This window comes from Corallococcus sp. AB018, assembly GCF_003986945.1.
Classification (GTDB): Bacteria; Myxococcota; Myxococcia; order Myxococcales; family Myxococcaceae; genus Corallococcus; species Corallococcus exiguus.
In genome coordinates this window covers 1-20,342 of record NZ_RAWR01000197.1, presented here as the reverse complement: position 1 = coordinate 20,342, position 20,342 = coordinate 1, and the positions used below count along the sequence as shown (strand labels likewise).

Annotated in this window: 19 protein-coding genes and 1 pseudogene; 17 read left to right on the top strand and 3 right to left on the bottom strand. The window is 66.8% G+C overall.

Annotation, left to right across the window (positions count from 1 at the left end; all coding sequences use genetic code 11):
* Positions 1 to 199: 199 nt before the first annotated feature.
* From D7Y11_RS32755 to D7Y11_RS32710, 9 genes are all read left to right on the top strand, one after another.
* Entirely contained in the window at positions 200 to 496 is a 297-nt protein-coding gene (locus D7Y11_RS32755) for a hypothetical protein (protein ID WP_233607451.1), read from the top strand.
* A 6-nt stretch (positions 497 to 502) separates the two neighbouring features.
* Positions 503 to 1,240: a hypothetical protein gene (locus D7Y11_RS32750; RefSeq protein ID WP_126935650.1), complete on the top strand. Its 738-nt coding sequence runs from the start codon at positions 503 to 505 to the stop codon at positions 1,238 to 1,240.
* Between the two features lie 87 nt (positions 1,241 to 1,327).
* The gene (locus tag D7Y11_RS32745) at positions 1,328 to 2,845 is read left to right on the top strand and encodes a DEAD/DEAH box helicase (RefSeq protein ID WP_126935649.1); all 1,518 of its coding nucleotides are present in this window, start codon (positions 1,328 to 1,330) and stop codon (positions 2,843 to 2,845) included.
* 26 nt (positions 2,846 to 2,871) lie between these two features.
* Positions 2,872 to 6,066 (top strand): hypothetical protein, encoded by a 3,195-nt coding sequence (locus tag D7Y11_RS32740; RefSeq protein ID WP_126935648.1) that lies wholly within the window; start codon positions 2,872 to 2,874, stop codon positions 6,064 to 6,066.
* 376 nt (positions 6,067 to 6,442) lie between these two features.
* Positions 6,443 to 7,000: a DUF2924 domain-containing protein gene (locus D7Y11_RS32730; protein ID WP_126935646.1), complete on the top strand. Its 558-nt coding sequence runs from the start codon at positions 6,443 to 6,445 to the stop codon at positions 6,998 to 7,000.
* On the top strand, positions 6,997 to 7,200 hold the full coding sequence (locus D7Y11_RS32725) for a hypothetical protein (RefSeq protein ID WP_126935645.1): 204 nt from the start codon (positions 6,997 to 6,999) through the stop codon (positions 7,198 to 7,200). Before D7Y11_RS32730 ends, D7Y11_RS32725 begins: the two co-directional genes overlap by 4 nt.
* Positions 7,197 to 8,750 carry a recombinase family protein gene (locus D7Y11_RS32720; RefSeq protein WP_126935644.1) on the top strand — a complete coding sequence of 518 codons (1,554 nt, stop codon included), beginning with the start codon at positions 7,197 to 7,199 and terminating at the stop codon, positions 8,748 to 8,750. Before D7Y11_RS32725 ends, D7Y11_RS32720 begins: the two co-directional genes overlap by 4 nt.
* Positions 8,751 to 8,941: 191 nt before the next feature.
* The gene (locus D7Y11_RS44555) at positions 8,942 to 9,169 is read left to right on the top strand and encodes a hypothetical protein (protein ID WP_233595952.1); all 228 of its coding nucleotides are present in this window, start codon (positions 8,942 to 8,944) and stop codon (positions 9,167 to 9,169) included.
* A 115-nt stretch (positions 9,170 to 9,284) separates the two neighbouring features.
* Entirely contained in the window at positions 9,285 to 9,791 is a 507-nt protein-coding gene (locus D7Y11_RS32710) for a PspA (protein WP_126935642.1), read from the top strand.
* Positions 9,792 to 9,870: 79 nt separating this feature from the next.
* On the opposite strand, the gene D7Y11_RS32705 is transcribed toward D7Y11_RS32710, so the two are convergent.
* Complete coding sequence (locus D7Y11_RS32705) at positions 9,871 to 10,095, bottom strand: DUF2379 family protein (protein WP_233607452.1); 225 nt, start codon at positions 10,093 to 10,095, stop codon at positions 9,871 to 9,873.
* A 358-nt stretch (positions 10,096 to 10,453) separates the two neighbouring features.
* Here D7Y11_RS32705 and D7Y11_RS32700 point away from each other — a divergent pair, with 358 nt between their 5' ends.
* A complete protein-coding gene (locus D7Y11_RS32700; protein ID WP_126935641.1) occupies positions 10,454 to 11,623 on the top strand; it encodes a serine/threonine-protein kinase in 1,170 nt (389 codons plus the stop codon).
* Between the two features lie 7 nt (positions 11,624 to 11,630).
* A complete protein-coding gene (locus tag D7Y11_RS32695; protein ID WP_126935640.1) occupies positions 11,631 to 12,014 on the top strand; it encodes a hypothetical protein in 384 nt (127 codons plus the stop codon).
* A gap of 152 nt (positions 12,015 to 12,166) precedes the next feature.
* Here D7Y11_RS32695 and D7Y11_RS32690 read toward each other — a convergent pair whose 3' ends face one another.
* Positions 12,167 to 12,514 carry a helix-turn-helix domain-containing protein gene (locus tag D7Y11_RS32690; RefSeq protein WP_126935639.1) on the bottom strand — a complete coding sequence of 116 codons (348 nt, stop codon included), beginning with the start codon at positions 12,512 to 12,514 and terminating at the stop codon, positions 12,167 to 12,169.
* 53 nt (positions 12,515 to 12,567) lie between these two features.
* Complete coding sequence (locus D7Y11_RS32685; protein WP_126935638.1) at positions 12,568 to 12,942, bottom strand: helix-turn-helix transcriptional regulator; 375 nt, start codon at positions 12,940 to 12,942, stop codon at positions 12,568 to 12,570.
* Positions 12,943 to 13,148: 206 nt separating this feature from the next.
* Here D7Y11_RS32685 and D7Y11_RS32680 point away from each other — a divergent pair, with 206 nt between their 5' ends.
* From D7Y11_RS32680 to D7Y11_RS32660, 6 genes and pseudogenes are all read left to right on the top strand, one after another.
* Positions 13,149 to 15,116: a serine/threonine-protein kinase gene (locus D7Y11_RS32680; protein WP_126935637.1), complete on the top strand. Its 1,968-nt coding sequence runs from the start codon at positions 13,149 to 13,151 to the stop codon at positions 15,114 to 15,116.
* Between the two features lie 73 nt (positions 15,117 to 15,189).
* Complete coding sequence (locus D7Y11_RS32675) at positions 15,190 to 16,110, top strand: DUF2381 family protein (protein ID WP_126935636.1); 921 nt, start codon at positions 15,190 to 15,192, stop codon at positions 16,108 to 16,110.
* A 95-nt stretch (positions 16,111 to 16,205) separates the two neighbouring features.
* Positions 16,206 to 16,331: a hypothetical protein gene (locus D7Y11_RS45030; RefSeq protein WP_255431158.1), complete on the top strand. Its 126-nt coding sequence runs from the start codon at positions 16,206 to 16,208 to the stop codon at positions 16,329 to 16,331.
* A gap of 611 nt (positions 16,332 to 16,942) precedes the next feature.
* Entirely contained in the window at positions 16,943 to 17,842 is a 900-nt protein-coding gene (locus D7Y11_RS32670; RefSeq protein ID WP_306770479.1) for a hypothetical protein, read from the top strand.
* Positions 17,843 to 17,931: 89 nt separating this feature from the next.
* A complete protein-coding gene (locus tag D7Y11_RS32665) occupies positions 17,932 to 19,308 on the top strand; it encodes a hypothetical protein (protein ID WP_126935634.1) in 1,377 nt (458 codons plus the stop codon).
* A gap of 171 nt (positions 19,309 to 19,479) precedes the next feature.
* A pseudogene (locus D7Y11_RS32660) lies at positions 19,480 to 20,342 on the top strand (hypothetical protein); the annotation flags it as partial.

The following is a 20,342-nucleotide window of genomic DNA, read 5'->3' as shown; positions in this document are numbered from 1 at the left end:
GGGAGGGGTGAATCGCGTGTCCCCGCCGCATGCCACCTGACTTTGGAGGAATGAAGGGGCCTCCTCGCGCCCCAACCCATTCCTGCTTTGACACTCCCTGTCCTGCGCTGCGGACAGCAACGCCCCTGTATTGCCAACAACCTGGGAGGACTCAATGAAGACAGCCATACGAAACAGCTTCGAGCGCGATGAGACATGCGTGCGATTTTTCGCTCGTATCGACGGACACCGTCTCAGGGTAGTGGGCCGGGGCAATTCGGGGCCGGAAGCAGAAGGTCGCAGCGAGTCCCTCTGCTGCGATTGCGCCGACGCGCAGGCCAACGACTACGTCCGTCTGCCGGGCCTCTTCCGCCGCTGGGAGATTCAGCACGTGGTGGACACCGACGCGGACTTCAACATCGAGGCGGCGGGCTGCACGGAGGATGGCACCGAGCTGTTCTCGGTGTACCGGCGCGAGCGTCCCGCCCCCACCACGCGCTCCAAGAAGGAGGAGTGAAGCACCATGGCCAGCAACATGTGGGAGCAGACGGCCGCGATGGCCAAGCAGCATGAGCAGCAGGGCGGCGTCTGGCTGAAACTGGTGAACGACGGGGACACCGCCGTCGTCGTCTTCCTCGGAGAGCCGCACCCGCGCGAGGTGGTTTACCTCGACAACAAGTTCGTACCGTTCGACGAGAAGCTGAAGGCCCAGGGCCACAAACCCTCGCTGCGCGTGGCCCTCAATGTTGCCGTCTACGGGACGCGAGAGGTGAAGGTGATGGAGCAGGCCTCCACCTTCTTCACCAACCTGCTCCAGGTGCGGACGAAGTACGGGCTGGAGAAGTGGGCCTTCGAGGTGAAGCGTCACGGTGCCGCCAACGACCCGAAGACGACGTACTCCATCCTCCCGGAGTGCCAGCTTCCCACGGAGGAGCAGCAGGCCTTTCAGGCGCTGCGCCTGCATGACTTGCCGAAGCTGTACATGGCCGAGGCAGCAGCGGCGACGAGCGGCACGTCGCCAGGGACTTCCTCCAATGCGAGGGCGGGCGATCCTGTCGACGTGAAACTCGCGCAGGCCATGGCCACTGCGCTGAAGGCGCTGCCGCGGGAGGCGGTAGACAGGTTCCTCCAGAAGTTCGGTGTGCAGCGCATCCGGGACATTCCGGCGTCGAAGGGCGAGCTTGCGCGCGCCTTCGTCGACTCCCTCGTGGCCGAATACTCCACGGAGAGTGTCGCGGACGTGGATCCCTTCGGTCCGTGAGCGTGCCCCGCTGAAGTCGGTTGCCGTAGCCCTGCGCGAAGGGGGCCCGTTGCGAGCCCCCGACGCGCCTCTCTGAGGACGACAAGAATGGTGGAAGACTTCTCCGAAATGCGCGGGGACGGGGGACGTGTTATCTCTCGCACCCAGGACTCCAGGGTGGGGGCCGCGCCGTCTGCGCCTTCGCGAAACGCGTGCGCGGCCACGGCCAGGCGGACGCTGCGCGTGCGCGTGGACGCCGGGCTGCGGCTCGCAGCGGGCGACGTGCCGCCCAAGGTGCTCGAGGGCCTCTGCCGCGTGCTCTCCCTGCCCAACCCCGCGTATTGGAAGCTGGTGCGGCTGCGCAAACGCCCGGGAGCGGAGCCCCAGACGCTGTACTTCTTCCGCCAGGAGGGGCGCGAGCTGGTGTTGCCGCGCGGGGCCATTCACCTGCTGCGAAGGGCTGCGGACGAGGCCGGCCTGACGCTGTCCTTCGAGGACGCACGAGTGCTGCCACCCAAGCGCCTGGCGAAGCTGCCGGCGGTGTCCTTGCGCGACTACCAGGCCGAGGCCGTGGAGCGGCTGGCGAAGGCCACCCAGGGGACAGCGGTGCTGCCATGCGGGGCTGGGAAGAGCGTCCTGGCTGTGGGGGCCATCGCACGGCTCCGCACGCCGACGCTCATCCTCGTCCACACCTTGGACTTGGCAGAACAGTGGCGCGAGCACGCGCGCGAGCGCCTGGGCCTGGAGGCAGGCCTCGTGGGCGCCGGGGAAGAGGAGGTGAAGGCCGTCACCGTGGCTGTCGTCCAGTCCCTCTCCCGATGGGAGGACGCGAGGCTCGACGCCTTCCTCCATGGCTTCGGCCTGCTTGTCCTCGACGAGGCCCACCACATCGCCGCCAGCGCCTTCCATCGAATCGTGGATCGCTGCCCGGCGCGCTACCGGCTGGGGCTGACGGCGACGCCCGAACGGGAGGACGGGCTGACGCCCCTCCTGCGCTTCTACCTGGGCGCGCCTCTGGCCGTGGTGAAGCACGAGGACCTCGTCGCGAGGGGCGTGCTGGTAGTGCCCGAAGTGCGCGCTGTGGAGACGGCTTTCGACTACCCATACTGCGGCGCTGCGGACTACGCGCCCATGCTGGAGGCGCTGGCGGAGGACAAGGCTCGCAACGACCTCGTCCTCGGCGCCGTGGCCCGCGAAGCCCGGGCAGGCCACTTGTGTCTCGTCCTCACCGGCCGGGTGGACCACTGCGAACTGCTGGCGCAGCGGCTTTCGGCCACGGGCCTGTCGGCCGCCGCGTTGACGAGCGAGGTGCCGCGCGAGGCGCGTAAAGCCCTCCTGGACCAGGCCCGCGCCGGGCGAGTCCGTGTGCTGGTGGCCACCAGCCTGGCGGATGAGGGGCTGGACTTGCCGCGCCTCTCGCGCGTCTTCCTGGCGTACCCCGGCCGCGCGCGCGGACGAACCGTCCAGCGCCTCGGACGCCTGATGCGTCCGCACGAAGAGAAGAAGAGCGCCGTCCTCATCGACTTCGTCGACGCGAAGGTGCCACTGCTCCGGCGCCACCACGCGGAGCGCCGCCAGCAGTACGCCACGGTGCTGGGGGTGGCCGGCGCGGGCCACGCACACTGAGCCGCTGCAGGGAGTGAGCACCTTCGATGACGACACCTTCTGACACCACTCCAATCACTCCCAACCCCGAGGCCATCCGCGCCACCTGGCGGTGGCTGACGCACGCGCCGCACGGCGTGAGTGAAGTCCGCGTCATCCGCCCGGGTGGCGGTGGCATCGTCGGTCTGGGCTTCTTCGACGACGAGGAGGCCTTCGTCGCGGCCTGCGTCGAGGCCAATGCCGCCGGCAACGTATACGTGGGCATTCAGCCGCGCCCCCGGCGCCTGCTCGAACTGGCCCCCAACGTCCTCCGCCCGTTGCGGACTGGGGCGGGCAGCAAGGACATTGAGGTGGTGACGGCCACGGTGGTGGACCTGGACCCCGTGCGTCCCAAGGACACGGCCAGCACCGAGGATGAGCTCTCGCTGACGCTCCAGGTGGCGGAAGCCGCCGCGGCGTGGTGCGAAGCGCAGGGACTCGTGCGCCCACGGCTGGTGATGAGCGGCAACGGGGCGCAGCTGTGGTTCGCCCTGCCTCCGCAGTCCCTCGCTGGCGAAAGCCACGAGCGCACGCAGGCGGGCCTGAAGGCCTTCGAGGCTGAGGTACGCGCCCGCTTCCAGTCGGAGCGCGTGCACGTGGACTCCATCCACGACGTGGCTCGCATCATCAAGGTGGTGGGCACCGTCAGCCGGAAAGGGGTGGGGAATGCGGAGCGGCCTCACCGAGCAGCTCGGGCGCTCGCGGGCTTCGAGCGCGTCGAGGATCCGCAGCTCTTGGAGCGCCTGCTGAAAGCGCCGATGCAACCGCCGGTGGAGAACCTGGCGCGTCCGGCCCAGGTGGCGCTGCCGTTGGCACCCTCCGCCTCGGCACCGCTGGGGACGGTGAAGGCCCGCCGGACAGAGACGGGGGAGTACGATTGGGCTCACCCGGTGGAGATGTGCGGCCCGGTGCAGCGCCTGTGGCAGGAGGGCGCGGAGGACCGGAGCGTCGCCATCTTCAACATGGTGCGCTTCTTCGCGCACAAGCAGTTGGGCCTCGATGAAATCACCGAGCTCGTCTTGGAGTACGACCGGCGTGGCCTCGGGAAGTTGAAGGGCCGGGATGGCGTCGGCTACATCCGCAAGGCCTACGAGAAGGTGATGGCGACCGCCCGCGAGGATGGCGCCGTGGCGCCGCCCTGCCACTCCCTCCAGGGCATGGGCTTCTGCCGCGTCAACCGCGAGCCCGACGTGCGCTGCGAGCTCTACGACGTCGTCTTCGACATCGAGACGGCTGTGGAGCGCCTGGCCACGGTGCCGGCCCAGGACGTGGAGTACCGACTCAAGCCCATCCTGGAGGCCATCGCCCACCGTCCGCCGTCCACGCAGGAGAAGTACCTGGGCCTTCTGGAGGTGCGCACTGGCCTGGCGACGCAGAAGCTTCGGCTGTCCATGGCCCGCGCCGTGCGCACTTCCCCAGCGGGAGAGGGCGCGGAGGGCGCGGACTCCAAGGGAGGCGGGAAGGGAAACAGCGGCGACGACACCATCGACGGCGAGGTGTACGAGGACGCGTACTGCTACTACACGGTGACGCAGCGGGGAGAAGCGAAGGCGATTTCCTCATTCACCTTCACGCCGCGGGCCCTCGTGGAAACCGAGGAGGGAGAGGTGTTCCTCGGGGACGTCCGCACCGACAAGGGCACCACCCTGGACGGGGCGCGCTTGCCGCGACGGGCCTTCAACTCGCGCAAGGAGTTGCTGCACCACCTGCCCTCCGTCCACACGCAGTGGACGGGCAGCGACAACAATGTGCAGGGCCTGCTGCGCGCGGTGGCGCGCCGGCCCGTGCCTCGCCTTCCGGGCACCACCACGCTGGGAGACTTCAAGCGGGGTGAGCACCACGTCTGGGTGGCGCCTGGGTGCACCATCGGGACGGAGGGCTTCCTCTCGGCCTCCCCGGTGGCGTACCTGCCGAACGGCACCTCGCTCGAATCGCGCATCCGGTACGAGGCCACGGACGACGACACCTTCGCGAAGGTGGCGCGCACCGTCTTCGAGTACCTGCCGCAGCTCAACACGCCGCAGGTGGTGCTGCCCATGTTGGGGTGGTTCTTCGCCACGCCCATGAAGCCGCGCCTCATGGAGAAGGTGGGCTCCTTCCCGCTCCTCTTCATTCACGGGACGCAGGGCAGCGGCAAGTCGAGCATGTGCACCGATGTCTTCTGGCCCCTCTTCGGCGTGCCGTCCTCCGACGCCTACAGCGTGACGGAGACGGAGTTTGCGTTGGTGAAGCTGCTGTCCGCCACGCGCTCCGTGCCGGTGGTGGCGGACGAGTACAAACCCTACGACATGCCGCTCCACCGACTGCAGATGTTGCACCGCTACATGCGGCGCCTCTATCGCGGGGAGACGGAGGAGCGGGGCCGCTCGGACTTGTCGGTGGTGAGCTACCGCCTGCACGCGCCGCTGTGCGTAGCGGGCGAGACGCGTCCCACGGAGGCCGCTCTCCTCGAGCGCCTTCTCACCGTCAACCCAGAGAAGGCGACGCTGAAGCGACGCGACTGCCGGGCCGCCTTCCGCAAGCTGAAGTCCGTCAACCTGGCCCTCTTCGCGCCTCGCTACATTCAATTCTGCCTGGGACGAGACTTCGACGCGGATTTCCAGGTGGCCCGGGCCGTGGCGGACGTCTTCCTGAAGGGTCGGGAAGTGCCTCCGCGCGTCGTCGACAACGTGGTGGCCATGCTGCTGGGGCTGCACCTCTTCGAGGAGTACGCCCAGGCGTGCGGCCACGTGCTGCCCGAAGACTTGGGAGCCCGCGAAGCAGTCGACGCGGTGTTGGCGGACATCCTCGAAACGGAAGTCGGAGTGAAGAACGCCCTCGACGCCTTCCTGGAGATGCTGGGCGTCATGGCCATTCAGGGGGAGCTGCGGCACCGCGTGCATTATGTCTTCGAGGGCGAGCGCTTCTGCCTGCACCTGGAGAGCGCCTACGACGCCTTCCGCGCCCACTGCAAGCGCATCGGCTACGAGGGCGAGGTGGTGGACACGAAGGCGCTGCGGCGCCTGCTGCACGAGAATCTCCGCGAGGGCGGCTACGTCGTCGCCCTGAACGAGCGCATTTGCTTCGACGGGCGGATGAACCGCCGCCGCGCTGTGGTGCTGGATTTGTCTCGCACACGCCTCGTCTCGGCGGAGGACTTCCCCCACTCCCACGACTGGCGCGCACGCAACAGTGACTACACCGCGGAGGATGCCAGCGGATAGCTGGCCTCTGTGGTGAGTGCGTCACGGCAGGCAGCCGTGGGGTGTGGAGACGTGCGGCGTGTCCCCAAATGCTTGCAGGTGGCTTTGGTCATGGTGATGAACCGGAGAATGTCTAAGCAGGTTGAGCATGACGTCGCGGTGGATGAGCGGCCACTCCCCGTGCGGCAACGCCGCGAGGATGCAGTCGACGTGCTGTCCGAGGCCCTCTGGGAGTTGTGGTTGCGCCGGCATACACAGCCGCAACAACAGCCGCCGGCTTGGAGCGCGGAGGAGGGCGCGCATGGCTGAGCCGCGGACTCTCGACTTGTCTTCTTTTGGGGACAGAGCGTCCATGGCCTTCGCCCGAGGGCGTGCTGCCCTGGGCAAAGGAGACGCCGTGGCGAAGAAGGAGACTGCGCGCGCCGCGCGCAAGCAATTGGCGGACGTGCCACAGCAGTTGGCCGCGCTGGCCAGCATGTCGGTGCCGGACTTGGCGGAGAAGTACCTGGAGGTGTACGGCGAGCCCACGCGCAGCCGCAACCGGGACTACCTGAAGAAGCGCCTGGCCTTCCGGATTCAGGAGCTGGCCGAAGGGGGGCTCTCCACGCGCGCCGTGGCACGCATCTCGGAGTTGGGCGACAAGCTGCCCGAGCGCTGGCGGATGCGGCAGGTGGAGGAAACGAAGCCCACCACGCCGCCTCCTCCAGTCCCTGCGGAGGGGCGCGCAGCCACTGCGGACGGGCGCGACGCGCGCCTGCCGCCGCCGGGCACGGTGCTGACGCGCGTGTTCAAGGGCGCGCAGCACCGGGTGACGGTGCGCGAGGACGGAATCGAATACGGCGGCCAGCTTCACCGGAGCCTCTCCAGCGTGGCCAAGCTGATTACGGGTACGGCCTGGAATGGCTTCTCCTTCTTCGGGCTCAAGGCCGACGGCTCGAAGGCGGTGACGCGATGACCGGCCCGGCTTTCTTCCAGACGCACATGGGGCAGCGCTTCTACGAGGGGACGATGCCGCAGCTCGTCCGCCAGTTGACGCGCCTCAACGACAACCTGGAGCGGCTGGTGGCCGTGGCGGAGCAGTTCGCCAAGGAGAAGGAGGCCTCGAGCGCAGAGCCGGTGCACCCGATAACGACAGAGGGCTCGGAGGGGCCATGAGGAAGAGCAAGTCGCCGCCCTCGGACGCGAAGCGCTGCGCCGTCTACACGCGCAAGTCCACGGCGGCGGGCCTGGAGATGGAATTCAACTCGCTGGACGCCCAGCGCGAGTCCTGTGTTTCGTACGTGCAACGCCAGCCCGGCTGGGTGTTGGTGGATGAGAGCTACGACGACGGCGGCTTCACCGGCGCGAACATGGAGCGGCCCGCCTTCCAGCGGTTGCTGCAGGACGTGGACGCGGGCCGGGTGGACGTGGTGGTGGTGTACAAGGTGGACCGCCTCTCCCGCAGCCTCCTCGACTTCGCGAAAGTCATGGAGCGCTTCAACGCGGCGGGGGCCTCCTTCGTCTCGGTGACGCAGAACTTCAGCACGGCGGACGCGATGGGGCGGCTGACGTTGAACATGCTGATGAGCTTCGCCGAGTTCGAGCGCGAGATGATTTCCGAGCGCACGCGGGACAAGGTGGCCGCCGCAAGGCGCAAGGGAAAGTGGACGGGAGGGCGCGCACCGCTGGGCTACGAGGTGAAGGACAAGCGCCTCGTGGTGAATGAGTATGAGGCGGTGGTGGTACGGGAGGCATTCGAGCTGTACCTCCAGCACCAGCAGGCCTCGGCGGTGGCGCGCCTCCTCAACGAGACGGGGCGTAGGACGAAGCGGTACGAGGCCCAGAGCGGTACTACGCGCGCGGCACGGAAGTGGACGACGCAGGATGTGCTGCGCCTCTTGAGGAGCCCCCTGTACGCGGGCTTCGTTCCCTACGGGGACGAGACGCACCCAGGCGAGCACCCGGCCATTGTGGACAGGAGCACCTTCCAGCGGGTGCAGGACATGCTGGAGGGCCGAGGCCCCGGCCTCCAGTCCCACGGGCGCAACCCCGACTACGTGCTGCGGGGACTCTTGCGGTGTGGCCTATGCGGCGAAGCAATGACGCCCGGCTCCACTCGCAAGGGCACGCGCGAGTACCGCTACTACCGCTGCGTCACCCGGGACAAAAAGGGGAAGGAGGAGTGCCAGGCCTCTCCCCTTCCGGCAGCCGCCCTGGAGGACTTCGTCGTCGCCCGGCTGCGGGAGGTCTCGGTAAGTGGGGGCTTCGCGGCACAGGTACACGCCCGCCTCACGGCGCGGCTGGAGGAGAAGCACAAGGCCCTGCGCGCAGAGCGCGCGCAGCTCCCGAAGGACTTGGCCAAGCGCGCCGGGGAGTCCGCGAAGTGGGTGGACTCCCTCTCGAAGCTGGAGGGCCCATCCCGGCGCATCGTCGAGGAGAAGCTAATGGCCGCGGAAGAGGAGGTCACCGGCATACAGAAGCGGCTGGCGGAGGTGGAGCACGCGCTGGACGCCATGGAGAGGGAGAAGGTGGAGGCGGCGTGGGTGGTCCAGACCCTGGCGGACTTCGACGCGGTGTGGGACGCCCTGACGGCGACCAACCGGGGGCGCCTGCTGCGGGCCCTCGTCGGCCGAGTCGTGGTGGACGAGGAAACGGATCGCGTGGATGTGCACCTTGCCCATGCCGGTGAACCCGCGATGCCCGGGCGCAAGGAGGTGGCGGCGTGAGCGCGAGCCCCGAGTCTCGGCCGACGGAGGTTGGCCTCATCAGCGCGCAGTTCCACCGCGTGCGTCGGGCGAAGGTGGGCTTCCGAGAGGGGGTGCGCCCCTCGCCGCGAGAGGTGGTTCGCCGACCAGCGCACGTCGCGCGAATGCTGGCCCTGGCGCACCATGTGGAAGCAATCATTGTGCGAGGGGTAGTGGCGAGCGCAGCGGACGTCGCCTGCCAGTTGGGCTTCACCCGGGCGCGTGTGACGCACCTGCTGGACTTGCAGCTGCTGGCGCCGGACATACAGGAGGAGGTGTTGTTCCTCGAGGCCGTGGATGGTGAGGAGCCCCTCAGCGAGCGAGGCCTGCGGGCCATTGCTCACGCGGGGACGTGGGAAGCGCAGCGCGTGCGTTGGCGCGAAGTGAAGGCTTCATTCTGAGACAGGCGTCCGAAGACGCGGACTCCTTGGTGTAGCGTGAGTGCAAGAGGCTGACTGTTGTCGTGTTGAAGAATAGGCGGGCCAGCCAGCCCGCGAGGAAAGAGAGCGAGAGCACATGCAGAACGACATGCGGAGTACCATTCAGGCTGCGGTTGCGGAGGAAGTGGGCAAGACACTGGGCCGGCAGTTGGAGCTGTTGGAGCAAATTGCTCAGTACCTGGGCATTGCGCCTGGCCGGACTCCTGCGGCGTCCGTGCCGAAGCGCGCCCCCGTGCCTCCTGCCGCGCCGAAGCGCACGCCCTCGGTGCCGGTGCGGAAGTGGGTGAAGCCGCAGGCTGCGTCGAACCCCACGCGGGCTGGGCCTGCGCCCCAGAAGCTCCGCGGGCGCGGGCGCGGGCGCGTGCGTGCGGCGGGGCGCACCGCGACGGCCACCACCCCCAGCCTCAGCCCCGAGGCTTCCGCTTCATACGCGGCGGGGCAGGAGGTGCGTTACAAGCAGGGGCGGGGCACCTTCTCGGCGAAGGTGAAGGCCGTCGACGAGAAGGCGAAGACGGTGACGGTGGCGCGCGTCTCCGACGGCAAAGAGGTGGTGCGCCCCTTCGACAAGGTGACGCCCGTCTGAGCGCGGGCCACAGCTCGAGGGCGCGAGTGACTTCTCCTCCCGGCATACACCGCTGCGGAGAGGCGCTTTGCGCCCATCGTTACGGCTCGTCGGCCAGCTCGTTGAGCGGCACCTGGGCGATGGCACGGTGGTGGGGCGTGACTCTCGCGGCGAGCACTTCCCGCCTTTCCTGGCGGGCGCCGTCGAAGTCCCCGCCCCCCCTTGTTCTGGTACATGCGGCGCGTCCATGAGCCCGTGGAGCCCTCTCGGAAGCGCGCGAGACTCCTCGCGCAAAAGGCCCAGCGCGCTCACCTTCGTGGCAAATGTCTCCTCGCTTTCGTTCCGTGCCTTCATCTTCTCCGTGAGAGCCAGGCGCTCTCCTCCGACGGGGCGGGGGGCCAGTGAGCGAATCGGGGCCCAGTCAACGGTTTCACTCGTGAGTCACGGCTCATCGGGGGGTAAGGCTGGGGCCCTTCGTACCCAGGATGGGAGATGGTGCGTTGGCGGTCCGGAATCAAGGTGCTCCTGTCCAGCCGCAGGAGTCAGAGGCTTCCCAGAGGCGAGAGGTCATGTTACTTCGCAGGTGAAGTCAATTTGACCAATTTGCGGTTGAGTGGGTAGCTCGGCTGCAAAGGGGCGTGTCCATGAAGCCGCGTCCCCTTCCTTGAGGAGGAGTCACAGCCATGACGAAGCATCCGGACGAGGTGACAACGGAAGGGGCGCCGCCCCGCGTGCCAACCCTCCCGACACGTACTGACGCGCACTTCCTCTTCGAGGTAGGGGGCGTGCGCTATGAGGCAGTGCGCGAGCTGGAGGTGCGGCCGAATCGCGAGAGGTTGCTGCGGGCCCAGCGGCGTGCGGCGGACGGCACGCTGTCGGGCCCCTGTCTGGTCCGCCAACTCGCCAGCCCTGCCTCGTACATGGCTCGCAAGCGGCTCGCGGAGGAGGTGGAGTTGGCCTTCTGCCTCGACCACCCCAACATCGCCCAAGTCTTCCACGTGGAAGTCGACGAGGTGGAGGACGTCCCCTACGTCATCATGCAGTACGTGGATGGCCCCTCGCTGGAGACGCTGGTGTGCGCAGCGGTGGTGCGGGGGCAACCCCTCTCGGAGGGCTTTGGCCTGTACGTGGGGACGGAGGTGGCGGACGCGCTGCACTACGCGCACACGCTGACGTCGGGGAAGGGCGCGCCCCTGGGCATTGTCCACCGCGACGTGAGCCCCCGGCACATTGCCCTGGGACGCCATGGGGAGGTGAAGGTGCTGGACTTCGGCTCTGCGTACTCATTGCTGGTGGGGCGTGAGGAGTCGCCAGAGAGCCTGCTGAGAGGCGACGTGGCGTACGCCAGCCCGGAGTACTTGCGCAAAGCGGGGCTGACGCCGCGCTCCGACGTCTTCAGCCTGGGCGTGCTGCTGGTGGAAGTCATGACGGGCAACCACCTTTTCGAGGTGCACGACGTCCCGCCCGTGCCGGCGAAGGAGAGCCGTCAGCGGGCGGAGACGCCTCCCACGCTGCCGTTGCAGCAGATGCAGGCCCTCATGGAGACGTTCAGCCCGGACGTCGTCGAGAAGGCGGTGGCCACCCTCTCGGACGACGTCAAAGCCGTGCTGCACAAGGCCCTGCGCCTCGACCCCGAGGAGCGCTTCGCGACGGCGGGGGACATGCGCGATGCCCTGCGTGGCGTGGCCCTGTCGCAGCCCACGGGGCATTACGGGCGCGCGGAGGCCGCCAGGGAGGCGGCCCTCGTCGTGTCCGCGGGCGGGCAGATGCGCGACAAGGTGGAGTTCGGCGAGGGCGGCCTCTACCCGGAGGGGCTGGACGCACACGAGTTGGTTGCCCTGAAGAAGGAGTAGGCCGTCGATGCTCTGCTTTCGCGTGGCTCGAAATGGCCGGCACCTCGCCACGGCGGGGGTGCCGGACTTCGGCGTCCTCTCCTCCATTCTGACGTGGGTGCGCCGCCCCGACGACGAGTCCAACGCCCACCCGGAGTTGACGCTCCATGTGGGAGGCTCCGTGGGCAGGCAGTACCGTGAGCACCTGACGTGGTGTGACGTACCCATTCACGCGGGCGACGTCCTCACGTTGGAGGTGCGCGAGGACTTGGAGGCCGAAGCTCCGAAGGAGCGCCGTGTCGACGCGGAGGCGGGACTGGACGAGGTGGGGCGCCTTCTGGCGAGGAAGAAGCACCTGGAGGAATGGCTCGCCGAGGTGAACGAAGCGCTCCGGGAGTGTGGCGCGGCGTAGCCGGGCCCCTTCGCCTGCCGGTGTGGGCGCCCCGTCGGCGCCGCGGCCGTCTCCCGCTCAGGACGTCAACGCGTCGACCACAGCTGGGCTGGCGTTGGAGAAGGGGACGCGCGAGTCGTTCGGCGGCGCCTTCCCCTTCCCAGGGAACTGTTTCAGCGGGCCAACTCGGTGGCGACGTGGACGAGGGCGTCCAACTTCCCTGCGTCGAGCTTCCGAGCGACGAATATCAGCCGGCGCAAGGTGGCGTCGTCCTCCGGCCGAGCCCGAGCCTCGCTGTCGGTGGACTCGGTGAGGCCCAGTAGGTCCTCCGGGGAAACCATCAACGCGACGCACATGCGGTACAGCGTCGAGACGCTGGGCATCATGTGCCCGCGCTCCACGCGACTGTAGACGGCAGCGGCCAGCCCCACGCGCTCCGCGACTTGAACCTGCGTCAGGCTCATCTGCTCCCGAGCGAGGCGGGCGACGGAGCCGATTTGGGTTGCGAGTTCTTCATTCATAAGGTGCAGGTAAGTATACCTGAGTTGCTACGTGTCATGGCGGTGATGCTTCCTCAGCGCACGCCAGAGAGAAGCTGAACGAGGGCGAGCGCCTGGCGCGTGTCCAACTGGTGCACACGCCGTCGCAGGGCGTCCTTGGTGGTGGCGGCGATGTCCGGCGACAGGAGGGTGGGGTAGCCCAGCAACTCGTTGGGAGTGGCGCCGAGAGCAGCGCATAGCCGGTACAGCGTCGCGACGCTGGGGAGCATTTGTCCTCTTTCAAGCCGGCTGTATGCGTTGCGGGAGATGGCGACGACTTCGGCCACCTCCACCTGCTTCATGCCTGCGCGAAGGCGGGCCGCGCGCAGGGTATCTCCGATGATGGCGGATAAGGGGCGGGGGGAAGCCTTCGGAGGGACGGCGGCGTGGACGTCGGGAGGGAGATGCATTCCATGCAAACAATACCTCGAATGCCGGCGGACTTCACCTGTTGGGTATTGCTGTGTGCCACCCTCCCATGTCCGGTAATCACGTGTGGGAGAAGAGTCACGCGATTTCCCTGGGCTTCTGGTAGCGTGGGTTGGCGCCGGGGAGGGAGTGGCATGCGCGTGGCCGTAGTCCTGCTGTCCGACGGAGTCTCCAGGAGGACGTCGCCATGAGGGATGACGGCCCCCCGGCCGTGCTGTCCCCCGGGGACGTGGTGAAGGGCTACACGGTGGTGAGGCAACTGGACCGTGGTGGTTTCGGCACCGTGTACCTCGCGACAAACGACGGGCAGCCGTGCGCGCTGAAGCTCGTGGAGCGGCAGCGCGTGGAGGGGCGGGTGGAGAAGGAAGTCTCCATCCTCTTGCGCTTGACGCACCCCAACGTGGTGGGGATTCGCGGCTTTTCCTACTGGCAGGCCGGGGAGCGCGACTTCGCCCTCATCGCCATGGAGTACGTGGAGGGGCGGAAGCTCGGGGTGTGGGTGAAGGAGGAGAACCCCTCGGCCCGGCAGGTGGCGAAGGTGACGCTCGACGTGGCGAGGGCGCTGGCCGCCTCGCACGGGGCGGGGGTGGTGCACCGGGACGTGAAGGACGCCAACGTCATGGTGCGCGCCGCGGACGGGCTGGCGGTGCTGGTGGACTACGGGATTGGGGATTACACGGGCGCCCCCGGCGTCACCCAGTCCATGCTGCCGCCGGGGACGATGGAGTACCGGCCCCCCGAGGCCTGGCGCTTCATGCGGAAGCACCTGGGCCAGGCGGGCGCCCGCTACGTGTCGGCTCCCTCGGACGACATATGGGCCCTGGGCATTGTCCTCTATCGCCTCCTCACGGCGAGGTGGCCCTTCGATGCATCGACGGACGCGGACTACGTCGAGGGCGTCATGGGCAAGGTGCCCGTGCCTCCCCACCTCGCCAACCGCTTCGTCCCGGCGCGGCTGGGCCTGCTGTGCATGCGGCTGCTGGAGAAGGAGCCTGCGGCGCGCCCCAGTGCGCAGGCAGTCTGCGAAGCCCTGGAGGAGGTGCCGGCCGGGGCGGAAGGGGAGGCGTGGGACGTCCCCTTATGCGACACGTATGGCCCGCACTCGGCTACCACCGAGAACGAGGGCGAGGCGAAGCATCTCGCACGCAACAAGCTCGCCCGGTGGGTGAAAGTCCCCTTGCGCCAGATGCGCCGTGGCAAGGCGCCCGGGCCGGAGCTGCCGGAGGCCCCCGGGGAAGGCCCGCCCGCAGAGTTGCTGCCCCAGTCCTTACCGGCGCTTGCCGCCACGTCGCCTGTTGAGGCGGAGCTGCTGGGCTCTGCGCTGGAGGATAGGCTGGGCGCCGCCGAGGTTGCGGCGGAATCCGCGCTGGCGGTCCCCCTCGTCGGGGTGGGCCAGCGCTCGTTCCTCTCGCGACTCAGGATGGGGCGTGTGCTGGGTGTGGGGCTGCTGGTCGGTGCCCTGGCCGCAGGAGCGTTTCTCTTTCAGTGGGCGCCTTCGCCGCCGGGGGCCCAAGCCCCCGCCGCCCCCAGTCAAGAAGTAGCGACATATACAAAGAAACCTCAAGCTGCCCGAGCCGCAGCTCCCACTGGGCCGGAGGCAACACCTGCGGCCGTCGCGCCTCCCGCGACGCTTCCCGAGGTGACTGCCACCGTGACGACACTCCAGAGTGACACCCCTTCCTCCCCACCGGTGCCTGCCAAGAAGGCTACGAGGAACGTCCGCACTGCCCTGGCGACGATGGCCCTCTGCGGCGCGCTTGGCTGCACGGGCCCGCAGGTGCGCTCGCCGCCTGAGCCCGAGCCGTGCCCGGTAGGCGCCATTAACGGCATGAAGATGCTGGGCATGAAAATTGGGGACGAGGAGGCTGCGAGCTTCGTCAGGGGGGAAGAAAAAGTCGTAACGGTGAGGGAAGGTGCTGCACAGATCATCCTGGGCTCGGACATGGCCACGCTGTCTGGGCGACTCATTGTTGCCGACCGCGTCTATGTCCGACTGACTCGAGCGCGATTCCGCGGAGAGAGCTTCCCCGTGTGCCTGGAAGTGCTGGACACCTCTCGTAACCGCGGACTGAAAATTAAGGACGGCGGAGGGGATACCGGTAAGGCTCGCGTGTACTCTGCCGTTTGGGTCAAGGCAGTGAGTGAGTTTGAATGACTTGTCGCTGTTGAGTAGACGCCCGTGAGTCGCCAGCGGTGTCGCCGCTGGCTTGGTCCAGGAGAAACGTCGCGTGCATCATTCCGTGTCGGCCGTGCTGCTCTCCCTCTTCCTCATGGGAGAAGGGGCGGCTCTGGCGCAGTCGCCCGCATCCCCCGTGGGGCTGAGCGTTCGCCGAATCGAGCTGGTCTCGGATGATGCTCAGCCAGCAGTTGAAGTGGCGGTGAGCCCGGGGCTCTCGACGGTATTCCTCTTTGATTCGGAGGCGAGCCGAGAGGGGCTGATGCTCGAGGGACGCGAGCGCTTCGCGATGGTGGACGCTGGGCTCACTACCTTGCGACTGATTCCGTCCGAGAAAATCTCGGCGGGAGAGCGGCTCAGGCTGACGGTTCGCTTTCAGGATGGCGCGGCCCCGGTGAGCGCGACGTTTGTCCTCGTTGCGCACCCCGCACGGTCGGAGGCTCACGTCGAAGTCTATCGACGCAAAAGGAGCGTCGAGACGTACCAGGAGGAAGTTCGTCAGGCGCGCATCGAAGCTGAGAAGTGCAGAGAGGAGAATGAGCGCCTGCGCGCGGAGCGAAGTGCTCCTGATGGGCTGACGGGACTCATCTCGACGAAAGTCCTCAGCGGGCGAGGTGTTGACTTCCGCGACGTGACCGAGCGTGTGACCCAGGCCCCGGGAGGAGCAGCAGCCAGTCACACTGTTAATGCATATCGCGCAGCCCGCAGGGTGGCTGTAGAGATCATTCTCAAGTCGGGCGCGGACGCCCAACCGTGGACAGCAGCGGGTGCGACGCTCAGGGGCAAGGCAAACGAGGAACTGCAGGTCCTCCAAGTGTGGCAATCCGGCCCCTTGGCCCCCGGCTCGGCGACCCAGCGCGTGGTGGTAGAGGCTGAGTCTGCATCCGAATCCACTCAAGGGAGTTTCACACTCAAGCTCTGGGATGCGGACGGGCGCCGCACCGTCACGCTAGGAAACATCAGTTTTCCCTGACTCGGTGATGGTTGCCGTCATGTTGTGTCTTGTTTTCTGGTTTAATTTTTTGCGATCCGGGTGGTGTACCACGGTAGAAGCTGGAGGAGTCCCAAGTGCGCGTCGGCATTCGTGTATGGCTGCCCCTCCTCCGCGCCCGCCGGTACATGCAGTCCCGCCAATCGCTGCTGGACTACTCGCTTACGCAGTTCTTCCATGAGGTGAAGCGGTACCGGCCCTGATTGGGTGATCGCCCCTCTGGTCGCCCATCCAGAGGGGCCGTAGTCTGGATTTCCCCACCGTGAATCGCCGGTGTTCGTGGGCAGGAAGCGGCGCTTGTCCTTCATGGAGTCCAACAGTCCCGAGTCGTAACGTCGTGGGGCATCGTGAAGTCGAAGGAGCTTTGGTGATGAGGGACCTGGGAATTCGAGTGTCAGATGACGAGGACTGCCTCCGCCTTTCGTTTGAGGGGTCTTTTGATTGTAACGCGGAGATCGAACGCTCGTTGGGGCCCTTTGTCGACATCCTTGAGCAGTACGCGGGGGATTGGATGCCTCAAGTAGTCGGGGGCGGAGGCAAGCACAAGCGAAGGTATTCTCGGGCTGCTCTCTGGAAGGTATACGAAGAAAGCCGCTTCTCGAAATGGGCGTCAATAGGCTTCTATCGCACTGAGCCGCCAGCGGTGGAGTTGAATCTCTCGCTTAACTTTCCGCCATTGGAACCCTCAATGCGGCTCTCGCTCAGTTTGCAGCCCCTCTCAGGGTTCTCCGATGCTGGGCGGTGCGGTCGATTCGTGGACATGGTGCGGGCCTGGGCTGAGGCATACCAAGCTACCAGCGTCTTGGCGCACAGCATGATGGACCATCAGTTGGCGGAGCCCATCAGTTTCGGCGAAGATGGAGTCCTGAGACCGAAGTACGCGGATGACAATATTCATGAGGTCTATTGGCTTAATGTCTTCGGCAAGAAGCAGATTGAGCTTGTTGGCCGGGAGCGGCTGTTGTCGGTGCCCGGGAGTTGCGTTGAGGAGTTGCCCAACGGCTCTGTCCTGCTGGTGACGCACCCGACTGCTGCGGACTTTGGCAGTGATGAAGCCCGTGTGGCCCAGGCTCGAGCGCTCGTTCATCTCAGGCCCGACCTCGAATTCGAGGCGGTGATGGGCACCTTGCGAGAGCGTACATCGTCGCTGGTTCCCGTGGAGCCGCGCTTCCATCCGGACGTGGAGCCACTGCTCAAGCATCAGATAGAGCATGTCCCGCTCTCAGAGCGCCCACGGAAGACTGCCGAGTTCAATGCGTACCGACCTCCCGATCCGGAGGAGTGGCTGCCGGCCACCGCGGCCTTGTCCGCGAACGTAAGAGAGAAGGACGCAGTTCCTTCTCAATATGTGGAGCTGACAAGGGGGTTGGACGAGTTCCTCTTCTATTCAGTGCAGTCAATCTACCGAGCCACTCCGTCGTCGCTCACGGAGATTGATGTTGCTCTGCTGTCGCATGTCTCGCTACGGCTCGGAGGGGCGAAGGCTGTTGCGCACATGGTGCCTGCGGTAGGGGTGTATTTGGGGCAGGTGTTGGTGAAGAACCTCGGCGGGGAATGGATTCTGAGAAAGCAGCTTGAGGAGTCGCAGGTGCGCATCGGAGGCAGAGTGTGGCTGCCGTTCGTTCGCGCCCAGCGCTACCTGACGTCTCAACAGGCGGTGATTGACTACTCGCTCACTCAGTTCTACCGAGAGGCGGAGAGGCGCCGCTCCTGATTCGATGACATGCTTGGCCGTTGGGACTGCCGGACAATGGCTACGCCAGTGCCCATGTGGAGTTCGCATTCTGTCGGAGGGATTTCCTCTTGGTCGTTACGGACAACTTCTCGGTCATCTTCGTCGGCGCGGGGTGCCCAGTCGCTTCGGGCTCCATAGGCATGAGGAGCTTTATCGAGGCACTGGAGCTGAACATTGGGGACCTCCGTCCCACCACTGTCGAAGGCGTGGAGCGCTTCGAATCCAAGTGGCCCTTCTCCAGGGAGAACTTCTGGACGGCGCTGGAGCAGGTCGTTCAGACGTGGGAGCCGCGTCCAAATATCTTCTTCGAGCGCTCCTCCTCACCTCACGTGCGAATTTCGGTCAACCTCAAGGAGCACGTGGCGGGGCTCGAGGCCTGGAATATCGGCCTTACTGTCGAGCCATTCTCCCATTTCGAGGAGCCGCAGCAGGTGAGCGTGCGAAGCCAGCGCGTCCTCGACTTGGTGCGCGCATGGGCTTCTTGGTATCCGGCGCACTATGGAGTGGCCCATTCTCGAGCGGATTTGGACCTGGCCCAGTCGGCGGGAGCTTTCTACTCGGCCGAGACCTACGAAACCGTTCACGACATCTATTGGCTCAACATCCTGGGGCCGCAGATGGTCAGGAGACTGGGGCGAGAGCGTGTCCTATCCACGCCGGCATACCTCGTGGAGCCATTGCCCCCAGGAGGTGTTCTGCTCGTCACTCGTCCCACTGTTGCGGACATTCTCTCGGAGGAGGCGCGGCTCGCCCAGGCGCGTGCGTTGGTTCACCTTCGGCCGGACCTGCGTTTGGAAGAAGTCATGAGCAAGCTGCGGGAGCGAAGCCGTGTGCTGGCCAGGGAGGAGCGCCGCTTCGAACCGGATGTTGGTGACCTGCTCGACCGAATCGTCGAGAGTCGTCCCCTCGTTGAGCGCCCTCGCATGGTGGCTGAGTTCAATCGGTATCAGTCTCCGGAGGCGGATGAGTGGCGCCCATGCGAGGCTGCTTTGTCGCCCGACGTTGAAAGTCCGGCGCGCGAGATGCTTCGCTATCGACGCGAGCTTCCCAATCGCCTGCTCGAAAAAATCAACATGACGGAGTTGTCCTTGGTGCCGGAGGCATTGGTGCAGCTTGATTTGCACTTCTGGACGGAAGCGGACGAGTACGCCTTCGGGCAGCCGCATCTCGTCAGATGGCTCGTTCCGCTGGCAGGTGCCTTTTTGGGTGAGGTAATGGTCCGCTCTCTTGAGGGATGCTGGGTGCCGCGAAAGAACCTCTCCGAAGCGCAGGTGCTTGTGGGGGACCGCGTTTACCTGCCCTTCGTGCGTGCTCAGCGATACCTGCAGTCGCGGCAGTCGATTCTTGATTACTCGCTCACGAAGCTCTACCGCAGTGCGGAGCGCATCGCTGGTGTGCGAGGCATTCAGAAGAAGCGGCGCGCGAGTTCTCGCTCTCGGCATTGAGCTCCTCGGTTGGCGCCCCGACGGCGCGTGGCACGTCTGTCCATACTCCCAACGGGCCGGGTCGCCTGTGACTCTTGTGGTCAACTTCCCTGCCCGGTTTGCCGACCTGTCGGACTGAACAGGGAACCTCTGTGCTGAGCGCCCCTGCTGGGGCCTGCCACGGAGGCGTCCATGGGCATGCATGGGAGTTGGGCAGTCGTCTCGCTGTTGCTGCTGTTGCCCGGGGCCGGAGGGGCGCACGAGGCCAACACTCCAGAGGACTTCGACGCCACCGTGCGCAGGCTGGAGGAGGCCCTCTCCGACAACTCTTCCGACGAGGATGAAGAGGGAGAGGCTCAGCCCGAGGAGGAGGCTTCTGCACCCGCGGCGCCCGACTCGGCACCTCCGATGACGAACCTGCTGCGCATGGACGCGGCGACGTGGACGTTGCTGCCTCGGAGGGGCGCGGGCACCGAAGAAGGCTTCTTGCAGGTGGAGCCCATGGTGGCCTTGGGGAGGGGGGAGTCGTTCCGCCTCATTCTCGGGGCGCCGGTTCGACTGCGGCTGTGGGGTGGAGGTGAGGGCGCGGGCCTCGTGAGGAAAGAGGACTGGGACACGCTGTCCGACTGGGGGCAGGTGGTGCGCCTCTTCATGGTGGGCGGGGACACGCCCAACTCGGTGTGGCTGGGGATGATGGAGGGTTACTCCCTCTTGTCCGGGCACCTGGTGCGGCGCTACGGCAACCGCGTCAACCCCGACTACCACCCGGCCGGCGTCATCGCGACAGGGACGCTGGGGCCGGTGTACGCGGAAGCCTTCGCCTCGGACGTGCTGAGCGCGCGCCTGGCGGGGGCTGAAGTCGCCCTAGACGTGCAGCACGTCCTCTTCGGCAGGCCGCCTGTCCCGGGGCGCTACACGCTGGCGCTCTCGGCGGTGCATGACTGGGGGCGGATGGACGGCACCGCGCGGCCCATGACGCTGGCGCACGTGGACGCCACCGCCGTGGTGTTGCGGCGAGGGCGCAAGGGGCAGAGGGTGGAGGCGCACCTCTTGGG

Coding starts and splice junctions, on each gene's coding strand:
- D7Y11_RS32750 (WP_126935650.1), top strand. CDS start 503: ATGGCCAGCAACATGTGGGAGCAGACGGCCGCGATGGCCAAGCAGCAT.
- D7Y11_RS32745 (WP_126935649.1), top strand. CDS start 1,328: ATGGTGGAAGACTTCTCCGAAATGCGCGGGGACGGGGGACGTGTTATC.
- D7Y11_RS32740 (WP_126935648.1), top strand. CDS start 2,872: ATGACGACACCTTCTGACACCACTCCAATCACTCCCAACCCCGAGGCC.
- D7Y11_RS32725 (WP_126935645.1), top strand. CDS start 6,997: ATGACCGGCCCGGCTTTCTTCCAGACGCACATGGGGCAGCGCTTCTAC.
- D7Y11_RS32720 (WP_126935644.1), top strand. CDS start 7,197: ATGAGGAAGAGCAAGTCGCCGCCCTCGGACGCGAAGCGCTGCGCCGTC.
- D7Y11_RS32710 (WP_126935642.1), top strand. CDS start 9,285: ATGCAGAACGACATGCGGAGTACCATTCAGGCTGCGGTTGCGGAGGAA.
- D7Y11_RS32700 (WP_126935641.1), top strand. CDS start 10,454: ATGACGAAGCATCCGGACGAGGTGACAACGGAAGGGGCGCCGCCCCGC.
- D7Y11_RS32695 (WP_126935640.1), top strand. CDS start 11,631: ATGCTCTGCTTTCGCGTGGCTCGAAATGGCCGGCACCTCGCCACGGCG.
- D7Y11_RS32690 (WP_126935639.1), bottom strand. CDS start 12,514: ATGAATGAAGAACTCGCAACCCAAATCGGCTCCGTCGCCCGCCTCGCT.
- D7Y11_RS32685 (WP_126935638.1), bottom strand. CDS start 12,942: ATGCATCTCCCTCCCGACGTCCACGCCGCCGTCCCTCCGAAGGCTTCC.
- D7Y11_RS32680 (WP_126935637.1), top strand. CDS start 13,149: ATGAGGGATGACGGCCCCCCGGCCGTGCTGTCCCCCGGGGACGTGGTG.
- D7Y11_RS32670 (WP_306770479.1), top strand. CDS start 16,943: ATGATGGACCATCAGTTGGCGGAGCCCATCAGTTTCGGCGAAGATGGA.